At 73.5% G+C, this 15,980-nt stretch carries 14 protein-coding genes; 11 read left to right on the top strand and 3 right to left on the bottom strand.

All coding sequences use genetic code 11. The features are described 5' to 3' along the window. Window positions 1-60 precede the first annotated feature (60 nt). Window positions 61-1,539, top strand: a complete 1,479-nt coding sequence (locus MNY62_RS05620) for a response regulator (RefSeq protein WP_242343127.1) — start codon at window positions 61-63, stop codon at window positions 1,537-1,539. Here MNY62_RS05620 and MNY62_RS05615 read toward each other — a convergent pair. Continuing rightward, a complete protein-coding gene (locus MNY62_RS05615; protein ID WP_242343126.1) occupies window positions 1,517-3,343 on the bottom strand; it encodes a hypothetical protein in 1,827 nt (608 codons plus the stop codon). The two genes, MNY62_RS05620 and MNY62_RS05615, sit on opposite strands and share 23 nt — an antisense overlap. Before the next feature lie 294 nt (window positions 3,344-3,637). On the opposite strand from MNY62_RS05615, the gene MNY62_RS05610 reads away from it, so the two are divergent. From MNY62_RS05610 to MNY62_RS05595, 4 genes are all read left to right on the top strand, one after another. Further along, window positions 3,638-4,291, top strand: coding sequence for a hypothetical protein (locus MNY62_RS05610; RefSeq protein WP_242343125.1), 654 nt, complete (start codon window positions 3,638-3,640; stop codon window positions 4,289-4,291). A gap of 11 nt (window positions 4,292-4,302) precedes the next feature. Then, window positions 4,303-5,862 carry a PQQ-binding-like beta-propeller repeat protein gene (locus tag MNY62_RS05605; RefSeq protein ID WP_242343124.1) on the top strand — a complete coding sequence of 520 codons (1,560 nt, stop codon included), beginning with the start codon at window positions 4,303-4,305 and terminating at the stop codon, window positions 5,860-5,862. Beyond that, entirely contained in the window at window positions 5,859-7,565 is a 1,707-nt protein-coding gene (locus MNY62_RS05600; RefSeq protein WP_242343123.1) for a PEGA domain-containing protein, read from the top strand. Before MNY62_RS05605 ends, MNY62_RS05600 begins: the two co-directional genes overlap by 4 nt. Before the next feature lie 85 nt (window positions 7,566-7,650). Next, a complete protein-coding gene (locus MNY62_RS05595) occupies window positions 7,651-8,109 on the top strand; it encodes an acyl-CoA thioesterase (protein ID WP_242343122.1) in 459 nt (152 codons plus the stop codon). Here the strand turns inward: MNY62_RS05595 and MNY62_RS05590 are convergent, their stop codons facing one another. After that, the gene (locus MNY62_RS05590; protein ID WP_242343121.1) at window positions 8,110-9,483 is read right to left on the bottom strand and encodes a neutral/alkaline non-lysosomal ceramidase N-terminal domain-containing protein; all 1,374 of its coding nucleotides are present in this window, start codon (window positions 9,481-9,483) and stop codon (window positions 8,110-8,112) included. It abuts the gene before it with no gap. A 27-nt stretch (window positions 9,484-9,510) separates the two neighbouring features. Here MNY62_RS05590 and purF point away from each other — a divergent pair, with 27 nt between their 5' ends. The 4 genes from purF (at window position 9,511) to MNY62_RS05570 (ending at window position 13,235) form a co-directional block, all read left to right on the top strand. Continuing rightward, window positions 9,511-10,965, top strand: coding sequence for an amidophosphoribosyltransferase (purF, locus tag MNY62_RS05585; protein WP_242343120.1), 1,455 nt, complete (start codon window positions 9,511-9,513; stop codon window positions 10,963-10,965). A 138-nt stretch (window positions 10,966-11,103) separates the two neighbouring features. Then, complete coding sequence (locus MNY62_RS05580) at window positions 11,104-12,240, top strand: hypothetical protein (protein ID WP_242343119.1); 1,137 nt, start codon at window positions 11,104-11,106, stop codon at window positions 12,238-12,240. A 160-nt stretch (window positions 12,241-12,400) separates the two neighbouring features. Continuing rightward, window positions 12,401-12,688, top strand: a complete 288-nt coding sequence (locus MNY62_RS05575) for an HU family DNA-binding protein (protein WP_242337065.1) — start codon at window positions 12,401-12,403, stop codon at window positions 12,686-12,688. A gap of 115 nt (window positions 12,689-12,803) precedes the next feature. Further along, window positions 12,804-13,235: a GNAT family N-acetyltransferase gene (locus MNY62_RS05570; protein WP_242343118.1), complete on the top strand. Its 432-nt coding sequence runs from the start codon at window positions 12,804-12,806 to the stop codon at window positions 13,233-13,235. Window positions 13,236-13,301: 66 nt separating this feature from the next. Here MNY62_RS05570 and MNY62_RS05565 read toward each other — a convergent pair whose 3' ends face one another. Beyond that, window positions 13,302-14,045 (bottom strand): TIGR02266 family protein, encoded by a 744-nt coding sequence (locus MNY62_RS05565; RefSeq protein ID WP_408628825.1) that lies wholly within the window; start codon window positions 14,043-14,045, stop codon window positions 13,302-13,304. A 46-nt stretch (window positions 14,046-14,091) separates the two neighbouring features. Here MNY62_RS05565 and MNY62_RS05560 point away from each other — a divergent pair, with 46 nt between their 5' ends. Beyond that, on the top strand, window positions 14,092-14,658 hold the full coding sequence (locus MNY62_RS05560; protein ID WP_332842103.1) for a complex I 24 kDa subunit family protein: 567 nt from the start codon (window positions 14,092-14,094) through the stop codon (window positions 14,656-14,658). Next, window positions 14,655-15,980 carry an NADH-quinone oxidoreductase subunit NuoF gene (gene nuoF, locus MNY62_RS05555; RefSeq protein WP_242343115.1) on the top strand — a complete coding sequence of 442 codons (1,326 nt, stop codon included), beginning with the start codon at window positions 14,655-14,657 and terminating at the stop codon, window positions 15,978-15,980. The genes MNY62_RS05560 and nuoF overlap by 4 nt, the downstream gene beginning before the upstream one ends.

Here is a 15,980-nt window from a genome sequence, read left to right as displayed (position 1 = left end):
TCACGGGCGTCTCGACCCGGCGCCCGGGTTGCAGAAGCGCCACGCCTCGACCCCGCACGGATGAGCACCGCCGACCACCTCTGCATCTTCGAGCGCGCCAGCGGCGAGCGGCTCCTCGCCGCCGAACGCTTCGTGCTCGCCCTGCCGCAGCTCCTCGGAGCGGCGCTGGACGGCTGCGATCTCGGGATCGACCCCTCCTCGCGCCGGCTGCTCGCGCTCCTGCGCTTCTCGCCGGCCGCGGCGCCCGCGGGCGCGAGCGAGCGGCTCGCGTTCTGGGCCGCGCGCGCCGGCGGTCGAGCGAGCGACATCGGCCGCATCCCGCCGGCCGATCTCGAGGAGCTCCGGAAGGCGCTCGCCGCCTGCGAGCCCCGGCTCGCCGACGTCGCCGGCGCCGAGCTCTACCTCGCGACCGCCGCGTTCTTCACGGACGCGGGCGCGCCCGCCCTCCGCCGGCGGAGCCCCGGCGAGCGGCCGGCGCTCGCGCTCGACCTCGCCGGTGCGTCCGCCGCTGGGGCGAGCTACGACCCCGCCGCTGCCGCGCTCTTCGTCCCCTCGCCGATGGCCCCGCCCGACGGCGACGAGCTCGTGCTGGCAGTGCGCGTGCCGGGCGTCGCGCGGCAGGTGGAGGGCCGCGCGCGCGTCGCCGCCGTTCGCCCGCCGGCGGCGTCCACCTCCGGGGCGCCCGCCGGCTACACGCTCGCGGTCGAGCCCGAGCCGCCCGCGCTCGCCGCCGCGCTCGCCGCGCACGTCGCCCCGCCCGCGCCGTCGCCCTGGGAGATCACGCGCTCCGCCCCGCGCCTCGAGGTCCACGCGCCGGTGAAGGTGCTCGGCCGGATCGCGCTCCGCCCAGCCGAGGCGGCGTCCGCCATCGCCTGCGCCACGCTCGCCTACGAGACCGGCGCCGACCTCGAGCGGGACTTCGTCGAGAACCTCTCCCAGGGCGGCGCGTTCGTGCGGACCGCGAGCCCGGCGGCGGTCGGCGCGCCCGTCGCGCTCGCGATCCGGCTCCCCGACGGCGGCGACCTCCACACCCGCGCCACCGTCGCCTACGTGAACGACGAGGGCATGGGCGTGCGCTTCCAGCTCGAGCCCGCGGAGGAGGCGCGCCTCTACGCGGCCATCGTCCAGCTCACCGCGAGGCCGCGCCGCGCGCTCGTCGTGGACGACGACGCGCTCCACCGCGACATGCTCGGCGACGCGCTCGCGGCGCGCGGCTTCGAGGTGGTGACCGCCGCCGACGGCGCGTCGGGTCTCCGCGCCCTCGCCGACGAGCTCCTCACCCTCGACCTCCTCCTCACCGACGTCTGCATGCCCGGCATGGACGGCGAGGTCTTCGTGCGAACCATCCGCGAGGCGGGCGGCGAGACCGAGCTCGCGGTGGTGGTGGTGACCGGCCGCTCGGACCCCGAGCTCGCCCCCCGGCTCCTCGCCGCGGGCGCGGACGAGGTTCTCGAGAAGGCGCTCGGGGCGGAGCGGGTGGCGGAGGCGGCGGACGGGGCGGTGGAGCGGAAGCGGGTCAGAGCGCGCACGTCCGCGTAGCCAGGAACGAGCCGGTCGAGGTCGCCACCCCGTCGCTGGCGGTCACCGTGTACGAGCGGGTCGTCTCCGCGGAGCACGAGCGGTCAGCGGACCAGCCGATCGAGAAGCTGCACCGATCCGGAAGGCACACGCTCGCCGCTCCGGAGCTGAGCGTCACCTGCAGCGGGTCGCCGTCGGGATCGGCGACGAGGTTCGTCGCCGTTCCAGAGACGGCGGAGATGGCGTACTCGCCCTGGAGGCACTCCGGGTCGCAGCACACGAGCGTCTCGACGCAACTCGTGCTCATGGTGACGGCCTGCGCAGTGACGACGGGAGGCCGGTTGCCGATCACGAGCCGGGAGAGCGTCGCGGCCGGGGAGAGCGAGAACGGGTCCGCCACGCGCTGCTGGATGTCGTGCGGGCCGACGAAGTTCGCCGCCACCGGCGCCACCGCGGACGGGAGGCTGCACGCGATCAAGACGCGACCGTCTGCGTTCAGGACGTAGTCGGGGCAGGCCGCGTCGCCCGTGGGATCCCCCTGGACCATCGGATCGCCATCGGGGTCCCGCCAGGTGGCGAGCCCCGCCGAGGCGCGGTAGGCGCCCGCGACTGCGTCGTAGACGTGGTCGGTGTCCCAGGAGGAGATCCGGGCGACGATCTCCGGGGGCCGGTTCCCGATGACGACCGGCCAGGTCTCGCTCGCTGCCGCCCCATTCACGTCGCGCACCGAGAAGGTGATGGTCCGCTCGAGCCCCTCGCCGCCGATGAGGAAGGCCGCGTCGCCCGGCTCGGAGTAGGGGAGCTCGATGCTGAACGCCGCGCGATCGCCGAGATCCTGGACGTCGAACGACGCCGAGCCGTCGCCGACGTGATGCCCCGAGACGGTCTGGCCCTCGAGCGGGTCGCCGTCGGGATCCGAGAGGACGACGCCGATCGCGCCGTGCGCCGAGAACCGGGACGAGGCGGCGTCGAACGCGTGCTGGAAGACGGGGATCGTCTCCGTCACCACCGGCGGCGCATTCCCGACGCTGACGCGCGTCGCGGCCGTGCCGATCACGCCCGCGCCGTCCCGTGCCTCCACCCGGAAGACCCAGTCCCCCGAGATCGCGGCGCCGTCCGTCTCGACCCGCACGGTCGGCGTGGCGACGTCCGGCCCCGGCTCGAAGAGGACGCGCCGGGTGGCGTCGACCGCGCGCCCCGCGGGCGGCTCGACCGTCCAGCGGAAGCTCGCGCCCGCGACCGCCGAGGTCGCGGAGAGCGCGACCGCCCCCCCGAGCTCGGTGAGCGGCCGGCACGTGAGCGGTTCCCCCTCGCAGCGATGCTCCGCCACCACGTCCGCGCCGGCCGTCACGAGCGGCGCGCCGGAGCGTGGCGCGACGTCCACGAGCACGCTCGCGGGGTCGCTCTCGACGGAGAGCTCGTCGCTCACGACGAGCGACACCTCGTAGCGGCCCGGGCAGGCGAACCGCACCGCCGCCGTGGCGGCAGTCCCTGCGACGAGGGGAGGCTCGCAGGGTGCGTCCACCGCCCGGACCGTCCACGCGTAGGCGACGATCGCGTCGTCCGGCGCGTCCGGGTCGGAGCTGCGCGATCCGTCGAGCGTGACGACGGCGTTGGCCTCGACGACGCTCAGCGGGGAGATGCCCGCGAGCGGCGCCGCGTCGGCGACGCACGCACGGGCGAGGCAGCGAGAGGCGGGCGGACACGACTCGGCCGTGTCGCAGGCGATCGGGCGTGGCCCGCCCTGCGAGCAGGCGAGCGCGGCCGCGAGCGCGAGCGGAAGCGTGGCGCGGAGCACGGGGCGCGCTGGGCGATGGGTCGGCATCTCTGTTCTCCGGAGAGCGTCGGCGGTAGCGACGAAGAGTAAAGGTTCGCTGCGGGTGGTTTCAATCGCCGGGCGCCAATGCGACGATCGTTCCAGCGCTCGCGGGCGTGTCCTGCGCTTGCCGCGGCGCGGGGAGGGTCCGCGGCGCGGCCGATCGGGTCCGACACCGGGACACAGGAGCGCCCACGCGCCGACCCGCCGCTCCTCACGGTCGGCGCACGTCACTTGCAGTCCCGGCGCGGCTGCTCGAAAATCCACGGTCCGTCTCACTCGCCCCTGGAGGCACCGCCCGACATGGCTCTGTCCGGAGCGCTCACGCTGACGCTCGCGCTCGTCGCCGGCGCGAGTCAGGACCGGCTCCTCTTGTGCCGACCCCGCGTCGCCGGGGACCCGGTGCTGGCGCGCGGGGACGCGCTCGCCGAGGCGGCCCGCAAGGCCGGAGGGAAGTTCCTCGACTACGGCGTCACCTGCGAGGACGTGGCCGAGGGCGCACGGGCCGCGCGGCGGGCGGGGCTCGCCTACGCGGTCGCCGCCGGCGCCGAGGGGCGACTCGAGGGAAGCCGCTTCGTGCTCGTGCTCGCGGACGCGGCGAACGAGACGGAGCGCGCGCGCCGCACGCTCGAGGTGGCGCCGGGCGCGGACGCCGTGAAGCCGCTGCGCGCGGCGCTGCGCGAGCTGGTCCGGGCGCTGCCGCCTCCGCCGGGCCCGAGCCCGGCCCGCGTCGCCGCCTGGACGACGGTCGGCGCCGGCGTCGCCGCGGTCGCCGCCGGGACCCTCCTCGCCCTCTCCGCGCGCTCCGCCGCGGACGGGGCGAACGCCGCCACGGACCCCGCCTCGTACACGCGCTCGCGCCAGACCTGGGAAGACCGCCGCCGGTGGAGCGGCATCTCTTTCGCAGCGGGGGGCGCCGCGATCGCCGCCGGGCTCACCTGGCGCTTCGTCTTCTGAGGAGACATCCCATGAGGCACGTCGTCATCTCCGCAGCGGCCCTGGCCCTCGCGTGCAGCTCGGTCGAGGACCGCGCCGCGTGCGCCACGAGCGTCGAGTGTCCGGCCGGCCAGTACTGCGCGCGCACCGCCGACGGCAACGTGTGCTGGCCGGATGCAGTGGCGCCCGTGGTGTCGTCGGTCTCCGCGTCGTGCTCGACCACCCCGTGCCTGCGCGACGGCGTGCTGCGCGTCGAGGCCACGGTCGCGGAAGACGAGCAGGTCGCGGGCGTCGAGGTGGCGCTCGACCTCGACGCGGGCGCGCGCAAGGTCGCGATGACGCTCTCCGGAGGGCGCTGGCTCGCGGAGCTCCCGCTCCGGGAGTGGCCGTTCGAGGCGTACGCGCGGCCCGTCGTCGCGAGCGTCGTCGCCCGGGACGGCGCGCGCAACGAGGGCGGCGGAGCGGCGGCGGCGGTGGAGGTGACGAGGTTGAGGTGGGAGCGAAGCCTTGGATCCGGCCAAGCATTAACTTCCGCAGCGGTCACCGACAGCGGAATGATCCTTGTCGCGAATACGGCGGGCGAACTGCACTTCATCGCCTCGCAGGGGGACCCGGCGCGCGATCCCATTCCCGTAACGGGAGCGCAAATCGTCGCCGCGCCCACGATTGGTAAAGATGCCATATGGATCGGCAGCGTCGACGGAACGCTCTACCCGGTAACGCCTGATGGGTCTCAGGTCGGTACAGGATGTGCAACCGGCGAACGTATCGCGAGCACCCCCGCGCTCTTGGTCAACGAGTCGCGAGCTGCCGCCGGATCGCAGGCGTCGATCATAGTAACGGCAACGGCAGCCGGTTCGTGCAACGCGACGACGACCGATGCGCCCGTAATGGCGTCTCCTGTGGTCGCATCCACCGGCGAGATTCTCTCCCCTTCGACATCGGTATTCGAAAGCTTCACACCCACGACCGCAGGTGCTTTGCGGCCAAACTGGAGCCGACCCTATCCCGTCGTCGGGGATGGTGTTGTTGCGCCCCCGGCCGTGGATGCCGACAACGGGGTTTGGAGCGTCGCCCTAGATGGCTCGGTGCACCGCACGCGGCCAGACGGCTCAACCGCCAAGATGACGACGGTCGGCTCAAGCGCCTCTGGGATTGTAATCCTGAGAGATGGCTCCGTAGTGATTGGTGATCTCACCGGCAGAGTACGGCGCACCGCTGCATCCGGTACGGCTCCCTGGTCCGACAGCGGACAACTCAATGGTGTTCCGGCGGCTCCGATGGTCGTGAGCGGCCCCTCCACCCAACTCATCGTCCCCACCTCGACCGGTCGGCTCTACGCGGTGCGTGAATCCGACGGCAGCATCGCCTGGTCGGTGAAGCTCTCCGCTGCGGGCGCGGCCCTCCAGCCGGCAAACATCTACACTACCCCCGGTCAGCCCGCGGGGGCGGTGATGAGCACCGCCTACGTCGCGGGCGCGGACGGCAAGCTGTACGCGGTGATCGTCGATGGCCAGCTCGACACCGCCGCGCCCTGGCCCAAGGCGTTCCACGATCCCCGCAACACCAACAACGCGGGGACGCAGCCGTGAGCGCCCGCGGCGTTCTCGCCCTCGCGGGCGCGCTGCTCGCGCTCGGCGCGAGCGCCTCCGAGCGGCTCGGCGTCATCGCCGTCGCGTATCCGCCGGCCGGCCCGGATGCCGATCTCGCGGAGCTCGCGCACCAGCTCCGCGCGGCGTGCCGGGATCGCATCGGCGGCGTGGAGGACGTGCCGACGATGCGCGCGCGGCTCCTCGGGCAGGCGTCGAACGCGACGCTGTCGGAGCTCGATCGGGCCTACGGCGGGGCGCTCGCGGTGTACCAGAACGGCGAGTTCGAGAGCTCGGTGCGGACGCTCAGCGCGATCGTGGAGGACCTGGAGAGCATCCCGGAGAGCGACGACGCCTACGCACAGTGGACGCGGGCGCTGCTCCGGCTCGCGCACGCCGCAGCGACCATCGGGAGGGAGCGCGACGCGCAGGCCGCGCTCACGAAGCTCGCGCGCACGGAGCCGGCGCTCCAGCCGGAGCCCGACCAGTACTCGCCGGGCTACCGGCGCAGGTTCGAGGAGGTGAAGGCGAAGGTCCGCGCGCTGCCGAAGCGCAAGCTGACCGTGCTCGCCGAGGGGAGGCCCGGCGTCGTCTACGTGAACGGCCGCAACATGGGCCCGGCCCCGGTCGCGGTCACGCTGCCCGCCGGGACGTACCGGATCGGCGGGGCGGCGGAGGGGCTTCGGGTCCCGAGCTTCACCGTCGATCTCGAGGCCGAGGACCGCACCGTGGTGCTCGACTTCGCGCTCGCCGAGTCGCTCCGCGCCAACGCCGGGCCCGGGCTCGCGCTCGCGCCGGAGCAGCGCGCCTACGGCATCATCCGGGCGGGCGCGTGGCTCGGGGTGGACAGGCTGGTGGTCGCGAGCCGCGCCGTGGAGGGCGGCGCCCAGTTCCTGCTCGGCTCCATCTACGACGTGCGCCGCGGCGCGCTCCTGCGCGAGGGGAGCGTCCGGATGGTGGCGGGCAGCGTCCCCGCCGTGAACCTCGGCGCGCTGGCGTCGTTCCTGCTCACCGGCCAGTCCTCGCGCGACGTGAAGGACCGCACGCCCGACGTCCCTCGCGTGCCGCCCGCGCCGCTCATCGTCGCGGCGGCTCCTGCGCAGACTCCGCCCGCCGCGGCGGCGCAGCCGGCTCCGCAGCAGCCGAAGGACGCCTCGCGCCAGCCTTCCACCGCGCAGGCCGCAGCCGTGGCGGCTTCCCCTGCCCGAGCGCCGGCTGCGCTCGAGAGCGGCAAGTCGCCCGCCGTCCCAGCAACCCCGGCCGCCTCCGCGACGCCCGCTCCGCGCGAGACGCCGTCCACCGCCGGCGCGGCACTCGCCTTCGCTCCGCCGGCCGCCTCGAAGCAGCCAGCACTCACCGTCCTCGGTGACCGGTCGCACAGCGCACCGGGAGCCTGGATGCGCCCGACCGCCATCGGCTCCGGCGCCGCCGCAGTGCTCCTCGCGGCGCTCGCCCTCCAGCAGGGCCTGTCCGCCTCGAGCAAATCGAGGGACGCGGACGGGATGATCGACGGCGAGACCTCGAGGTTCAAGCCCGGGGCCGATCCGGCGCGCTACTACGCCCTCCAGCGCGACGCGGATGCGGCGCGGAGGAACGCCTACGTGTCCGCCGGCTTCGGAGCCGCGCTCGCAGCCGCCGCCGGCGTGCTCGGCTGGATGTCCTGGGATCGGACCCCGGAGCCGGCGCTCGTCGCGTTCAGCTTCTGACGCGCGTCCCCTCCTGGCGCGCGCAGCCCGGCCGCGTTCGCGCTAGAACGCCGCCGCGGCAGCGCCGCGCCCGGAGGATCCCACCATGGACCGATACATCCAGACCTTCACCGTCCGCTGGGGCGACTGCGACATGAACGGCCACGTGCGGAACACGATGTACAGCGAGTACGCCATCGAGACGCGCATGGCGTACCTGACCGCGAACGGCTTCAGCTACGAGCACTTCGGAGACCTCCACCTCGGCCCGGTGCTGCTCCGCGAGGAGATCGACTACCTGCGCGAGATCCGCGCCGGCGAGACGGTCACGGTGGACTTCGTCCAGCTCGGCCTCTCGCCCGAGGGCGCGAGGTGGAAGATCCGCCACGACCTCTGGAAGCCGAACGGCAAGCAGGCCGCCCGCATCGTCGTCTCGGGCGGCTGGATGGACCTCCACACCCGCAAGCTCGTCCCCGCGCCCGAGGCGCTCGCCGAGGCGATGCGGCACGTGCCGAAGGACCCGGCCTTCGAGGTGCTCCCCGCGCTCGGCTCCTCGCGGAGGTAGTCACCGCCCGCCCGCGGCGCGGGCGGCTGCCTCGGCGCCCGTGTCGCGCGGCAGCGGAGCCTCGCCCCGCGCGGCCGGATCGGCGCGGACGGCGGCGACCGCCGCCTCGATCCCGTGGCCGAGCCGTGCCGCGAGGTCCGGACCGTAGTACGTGCGCACCGTCTCGCCGCGCCGCGCCTCGATCTGCTCGGGCGTGTCCACGTAGCCCACGTAGCCGCCGGCGAGCGAGACGATCTCGGTGCCTGGACCCGCCTCGTCGCGCCACGCCTCGCCGACCTCGGCCACCGGCTCTCCGGGCACGAACGCGAGCACCGCCGGCCCGAGCCGCAGCGCGGCGAGCGGCGCGCGTGCGGGGACCGCGCCGTAGGCGAGGTTCCCCGCCGCGGCGCGCAACAGCGCGGGCAGCGCGCCGGGCGCGGGCGCGGGGAGGACCACCTCGCCCGCCGCGAAGCCGAGCGCGGGGGCGGCGACGCGCTGGAAGCGGAGAGCATCGACCGTGCGTGAGAACGCGTCCGCGTAGCGCTCCGGCGTCACCGGGCCGCCTTCGGGCAGCGCGACCGACTGATCGCCGAGCGCGCCCTGGAAGAAGAGCCGCACGCCCGCGGCGGGCGCGTCCGCGTGGAGGAAGCGGCCCGGCCAGTCGCCGGAGATGAGCCGGTTCCGCTTGCCGAGCGTGGTGGGATGGGCGGCGAGCACCGCGAGCTCCGCGAGCGGCGCGCCGCCGCGCCGCGCGAGCCGCACGGCGAGGAGCCGCGCGTCCTTCGCCCCGCCGCCGCGGTTCCGCACGAGCGCGTCGGCCCGGCCTCGCGCGAGCTCGAGCTCGACCGGGGCGACCGCGCCCGCGGCGCGCCGGATCGCCGCCGCGATCCCGGCGACGACCGCCTCGCGCATGCGGGGCTCGTAGGGCGCCGCGCCGATCCGCTCGCCGAGCAGGTTGTCCCAGTAGCCGCCCGGCCCGGCGTGCGTGTGCGTCGCGGCGAGGACGAGGCCGTCGAGCGCGAGGTCCTCGACGCGGGCGCGCACGGCCGCCACGAGCTCCTCGGGGACGACGAGCAGCTCCGCCGACACGAGCGCGATCCGGCAGCCGGGCGCGCCGAGCACGAGCGCGCGGGCGCCCACCGGATCGCGGATCCCCTCGCTCGTCCAGCGCAGGCGCGCGAAGCCGGCGATGGGCGCCTCGTTCGGAAGGGTGAAGGCGGCCTCTCCCACGCCCGCCGAGAGAGCGCCCGCTCCGCAGGGGGCGAGCGCGATGCGCGCCGGCTCCTCGGGCCGCTCCGGGCGCCACGGGAGCGACGCGATCGCCAGCACGATCACGGGGATGGCGAGCGCGATCGCGGCGCCGCGCAATGCGCGGGTGGCGGGCAGCTTTTTCAAGCGTGCATCGTTATACTCCGGCGCCTCATGGGGTACGACGCCGTCTACGACAAGATGAAGGACGAGTGCGGGGTCTTCGGGATCTGGGCGCTCGGCCAGTCCGAGGAGGCGGCGAACTACGCCTACCTGGGGCTGCACGCGCTGCAGCACCGCGGCCAGGAGTCCGCCGGGATCGTCGCCACCGACGGCGAGACCCTGCACGTCCACCGCGACATGGGGCTCGTCGCGGACGTCTTCACTGCCGAGACGATCGCGCGCCTCAAGGGCGGCGCCGCCATCGGCCACGTCCGCTACTCGACCGCCGGCGGCTCGCACGTGAAGAACGCGCAGCCGCTCGCCGTGCAGTACCAGGGCGGCGCGGTCGCGGTCGCGCACAACGGCAACCTCGTGAACGCCGAGTCACTGCGCGCCGACCTCGAGCGCGACGGCTCGATCTTCCAGGCCTCCACCGACACCGAGGTGATCGTCCACCTCCTCGCCCGCGCGCGCGCGCCGGGCGCGCCCGGCTCGGTCGAGCAGCTCGTCGGCGCGGTGCGCGAGGCCCTCTGGCGCGTGACGGGCGCGTACTCGATGCTTTTCCTCTCGCCCAAGGCGCTCATCGCCGCGCGCGATCCGATGGGCTTCCGCCCGCTCGTGCTCGGCAAGCTCAAGGGGAGCTGGGTCGTCGCGAGCGAGACGACCGCGCTCGACCTCATCGAGGCGGAGTACGTCCGTGAGGTGGAGCCGGGCGAGCTCCTCATCATCGACGGCGCGGGGCTCCGCAGCGAGCGGCTCTTCCCCGCCCAGCCGCCGTCGCGCCTCGGCCGCTGCGTCTTCGAGCACATCTACTTCGCGCGGCCGGACTCGGTGCTGTTCGGCAAGTCGGTGTACGAGGTGCGCCACGCCTTCGGCAAGCGGCTCGCCGAGGAGCACCCCGTGCCGGCGGACCTCGTCATCCCGGTGCCGGACTCCGGCGTGCCCGCCGCCATCGGCTTCGCCGAGAAGGCCGGGATCCCCTTCGCGATGGGGCTCGTCCGCTCGCACTACGTCGGCCGCACCTTCATCGAGCCGCAGCAGTCCATCCGGCACTTCGGCGTGAAGCTCAAGCTGAACGCGCTCCGCGGCGTGCTCGCCGGCAAGCGCGTGGTGGTGGTGGACGACTCGGTCGTGCGCGGCACGACGAGCCGCAAGATCGTGAAGATGATCCGCGCGGCGGGCGCGAAGGAGGTCCACCTCCGCATCAGCTCGCCGCCCACCGCCTGGCCCTGCTACTACGGCATCGACACGCCCACGCGGCAGGAGCTCATCGCGAGCACGCACTCGGTCGAGGACATCGCGACCTACGTCACCGCGGACTCGCTCGGCTACCTCTCCCTGCCCGGCCTCTACGCCGCCATCGGCGAGGATCGCGCCACGTTCTGCGACGCGTGCTTCTCGGGCGAGTACCTCGTCGCGTTCCCGAAGCGCACCCCCGCGCCGCCGCTGCGCGTCGTCGGCGCGTAGCGCCGCACCTCGCCGCTCCCGACCGTCCCGGCGCCGCGCCGCGGCATGCTTCGCGCGGTCGCGCGAGCGCGCTCCATCGGGGTGCCGCCGCGCCTCGGCCGCCCCGCGCGGCCGGGACGTGCATAAGCTCGGGCGCGCATGGCGGCGAACCCAGAGCGCTTCGTCATCGCGGACGGCAGCGTCCACGTGTACCGCCTCTTCGACGTGGCGGACGCGATCGACCTCGCCGCGGCGGAGCGCGCGGTCGAGGTGGCGATGGCCGCGCCCAAGTCGCGCGCGCGCCTCACCGGCGCGCAGTCCGCGACCGCGCTCGAGCTGCCGCGCCCGCCGCTGCGGGTGGCGCTCGGCGCGCGCGAGGTCCCGCTCCGCTTCCGCGGCGCCCGCGCCGCCGAGACGAGCGCGCACGTCTTCGACTACGGGGTCGTCTCGATCCTCTACAAGCTGCCCATCGCGCCCGGCGCGGCGCTCGAGGACCTCGTCGTCCTCGCCGAGGAGCTGTTCGTCTCGCCCACGCCGGAGATCGACCAGGCGGCGCGGCGTGAGGCGGAGGAGCTCTGCCGCGCCCTGGGCGGCGCCCTCGAGCGGCCGCACCGCTGGGATGGCCTCGAGAGCTACCAGATCTTCTTCGCGCGCCGCTTCGCGGACGGACCGCTCCGCGCCCAGGAGCTCCTCGCGAGCGCCCCCGTGGCGGAGCTGCTCCTCGGCGAGACGAGCCCGGTCCGCCTCTCGACCGCCGAGCGACAGGAGGTGCTCTCCCACCACTACACCTACCTGGAGGACGACCTCGCGGTGGTCCACTGGAACAGCGCGCTCGTGGTGGAGCCTTCGGGGGTGGAGGACATCCCCGACCTCCTCGAGTTCGCGACCGCCCACCTGCTCGAGCTGCGCTACTACGACGCGCTCCTCGACCGCGAGCTGCACCTCATCTACGACGAGATCGAGCGGGGGGGCAGCCCGGTCGCGAACATCTTCACCCGCCGGTACCGCGGCCTGCAGCGCCGCACCGCCGCGCTCCTGCTCGAGCTCTCCGAAATGGTGGAAAGGCTCGAAAACGCGGTGAAAATCGTGGGGGACTTCTACCTCGCGCGGCTCTACCAGAGCGCGGTCCGCCGCTTCCGGCTCCCGGCCTGGCAGGAGACGGTCCTGCGCAAGCAGCGGCTCCTCGCCGAGGTGAACGACCTCATCGGCGACGCCGCCGACACGAGCCGGAGCGAGCTCCTCGAGCTCGCCATCATCCTCCTCATCGTCTTCGAGATCGCCGCCGCCTTCCGCTGACGGTGCGGGGCGGCTCCCTCCCTCGACCGGGATCGATCGTCACGATCGGCCCGTTTTTCAGGCCGATCGTGACGGCGTGAAGTTGACGGGGGGATCGGGAAGCGATATCTCCGAGCCATTCGCCGCCCTGGGCGGGCGGTCGACAGGAGGGCTTTCCAACATGACGCAGGCTCAGTTCTTCCAGGCGGTGGCCGAGGGCGCGCAGCTGTCGAAGGCCCAGGTCCGTCAGGTGTTCACGGCGGTCGAGGAGGTCGTGACGAAGCGGCTGAAGGGCGAGGGGAAGATCCCGCTCGGCGGCCTGGGCGCGGTGAAGCTCGTCGATCGCAAGGCGCGCATCGGCCGGAACCCGGCGACGGGCGAGCAGATCAAGATCCCGGCCCGCACCGCCATCAAGATCACGCCCGCCAAGGGCCTGAAGGACATCTTCAACAAGAAGGGCAAGAAGTAGCCCTTCTCGCGATCGAGGTCCCCGGCGCCCGCCTGGCCTCGCGGCCCGGCGGGCGTCGCGTTTCCGGACGGTGCGCGTCACCTGTCGTGAACCGCGCGCGCCCGAGGGAGCAGTGATGAGCGTCGTCGTCGTTTCCGCCGACACCCCCGCCCTGCGCGCGCAGGCGTTCGCGCTGCGCCACGCCGTGTTCGTCGAGGAGCAAGGGGTGCCGGTCGAGCTGGAGCGCGACGAGCACGACGACGCCGCCTTCCACGCGGTCGCGCTCGAGGGCGGGCGCTGCGTCGGCACCGGCCGGCTCGTCCGGCAGCCGGGCGGCGTCGGGCGTGTCGGGCGCATGGCGGTGGAGCGGAGCCACCGCCGCCTCGGCGTGGGCGAGCAGGTCCTCGCCGCGCTGGAGGCGCAGGCGCGCGCCGAGGGGCTCGCCGAGATCGAGCTGCACGCGCAGTGCTACGTCGAGGCGTTCTACGCGCGGGCCGGGTACGCGCGCGCCGGCGAGCGGTTCGAGGAGGCCGGCATCGAGCACGTGGTGATGCGCAAGCGGCTCTGAGGGACGGGCCGGGCGCTCGCGATCACCCTCGGTGTCGCGAGGCGCGGCCTGGTTCGCCCGCGGCCGCTATCGTATCCGCAGCAGCGTCCGGACCGTCGCGATGATGTCCGCGAACTGGACCGGCTTCTGGAGGTATACGTCGATGCCGAGCTCGGCGGCGCGGTCGCGCGCGTCCGGCCCTCCGGCGCTGATGACGACGATGGGCGTGGGGGCGAGCGCGGGGTCGGCCCGCATCCGCTCGACGAGGGCGAAGCCGTCCATGACCGGCATGTAGAGGTCGGCCATGACGAGGTCGATGCGCGGCGGCTCGACGAGCCTGGCGAGCGCCTCGTGGCCGTTCGGTGCGTACTCGACCGCGACGTCCACGCCGTCGCCCTCCGAGCGGAGCTTCCGGAGGGCGTACTGGTACATCTCGACGACGCGCGCGTTGTCCTCCACCACCAGCACGCGGTAGGTGCGCTTCGCCTTGCCGCTCCCGGCGCGGGCGGTCTCGGCGATGCGGGCGAGCTTGTGCCGGTCGTCGACGCGGTCGATGGGGATCTTCACCGCGACGCCTCGCGGCTGGTCGCCGCCTGCGGCGCGCCGGCGCACGACCTCCACCTCGACCTCCACCGGCTCGAGCAGCCCGGGGAAGCTCACCTGGAGCGGGACGCGATCTCCCTCGCGGAGATCGCGATCCGTGCGTATGAAGAGACCGCCGGCCGAGACGTTCTCCGTGACGTCGCGGACGGCCTGCTGCATGCCTGGGTAATCCACGCGGAGCACGAGCGGGACGCGGGGATCGCGACGCTTTTCACGACCGATTTCCATCCGGAGCGGTCGAGTATACAGCGGCGGATCTCCTTGACAATCTTACATGTGCTCACTAGCCTCGCCCGCGCTTTCGCCCTGCCTTCATCGGACCTCTATGACGAATCCACCACTCGTCGGGACGGCCGAAGAACTGCCGCGGGAAAAGGTCGAGCACTTCGACCGTGAGCTCGCGGAGGTCCTTCGTCGCTACCCGCCCGATCGAAAGGCCGCGGCGATGCTGCCGGCCCTCCGTCTCGGCCAGGAAGTCTTCGGCTACGTCTCCCCCGCCGTGCAGCGGCTCGCCGCCGACAGGCTCGGCACCTCGCCTGCGCGCGCGGAGGAGGTGGCCACGTTCTACGTGATGTTCCACACCGCGCCGATCGGCCGTCACCTCGTGGAGGTGTGCACGAACGTATCGTGCTGCCTCACCGGCGGCGACCGGCTGTTCGAGTACCTCAAGCACAAGCTCGGGGTCGCGAACGGCGGCACCTCGCCCGACGGTCGCTTCACGCTGCGCGAGGTCGAGTGCCTCGGGGCGTGCGGCACCGCCCCGGCGATGCTCGTGGACGAGGAGATGCACGAGCGGCTCGACCCGAAGAAGGTCGAGGAGATCCTCGGGAGGCTCGAGTGAGCGACACGCTCATCCTGACGAAGCGCTGGGGGAAGCCCGACTCCGCCGCGCTGCGCACCTACCGGGCCGACGGCGGCTACGCCGCGCTCGACAAGGCGCTCGGCATGGAGCCGGCCGCCGTCGTCGACGAGGTGAAGAAGTCGAACCTCCGCGGCCGCGGCGGCGCCGGCTTCGCGACCGGGCTCAAGTGGACGTTCCTCCCGAAGGACGTCCGTCCCCGTTACCTCACGGTGAACGCGGACGAGTCCGAGCCGGGCACGTTCAAGGACCGCTACATCATCGAGCACGATCCCCACATGCTGATCGAGGGGATCGCCATCACCTGCTACGCGCTCGACATCCACGCCGCCTACGTCTACATCCGCGGCGAGTTCGCGAAGCAGGCGCGCATCCTCGAGGAGGCCATCGACGAGGCGCGCGCGGCCGGGATCCTCGGCCCGCGGCTCCTCGGCAAGAAGGACTTCGACCTCGAGGTGGTCGTGCACCGCGGCGCGGGCGCGTACATCTGCGGCGAGGAGTCGGCGCTGCTCGAGTCGCTCGAGGGCAAGAAGGGCTACCCGCGCCTCAAGCCCCCGTTCCCCGCGATCGTCGGCCTGTGGGGCAAGCCCACCATCATCAACAACGTCGAGACCATCGCGAACGTCCCCTGGATCGTCGCGAACGGCGGCGACGCGTTCGCCGCGCTCGGGGTGGGCAAGTCGGGCGGCACCCGGCTCTTCGGCGTCTCCGGCCACGTGAACCGGCCGGGCGTCTACGAGAAGCCGGTCGCCTACAACCTGAAGAAGCTCATCATGGAGGACTGCGGCGGGGTCGTCGGCGGCCGGAAGATCAAGGCCGTCATCCCCGGCGGCTCCTCCTCGCCGGTGCTGCGCGGCGACGAGATCGACATCTCGCTCGAGTTCGACGCGGTGAAGGCGGCCGGCTCGATGTCCGGCTCCGGCGGCGTCATCGTGTTCGACGACTCGACCTGCATGGTCCGCGCGCTCGCCCGCATCTCCAAGTTCTACGCGGAGGAGAGCTGCGGGCAGTGCACCCCCTGCCGCGAGGGCACCTCGTGGATGGAGGGGATCGTCGAGAAGATCGAGCACGGCCACGCGACCGCCGAGGACGTCGCCAAGCTCGAGCAGGTGGCGGGCAACATCGGCGGGCAGACCATCTGCGCGCTCGGTGACGCCGCGTCGATGCCGGTGCAGTCGTTCGTGAAGAAGTTCCGCGACGAGTTCCTGCGACACGTCGAGGAGCGGCGCTGCCCGTACGGCGACCACGGCTGGGGTCTCGATCAGTCCTCTCGCCCGGCGGTGGTGGGCGGGGTGAGGTACTAG

The organism is Anaeromyxobacter terrae, assembly GCF_022690685.1.
Lineage (GTDB): Bacteria > Myxococcota > Myxococcia > Myxococcales > Anaeromyxobacteraceae > Anaeromyxobacter > Anaeromyxobacter terrae.
The sequence above is the reverse complement of the archived record's forward strand: the minus strand, read 5'-3'. Positions and strand labels throughout refer to the sequence as shown.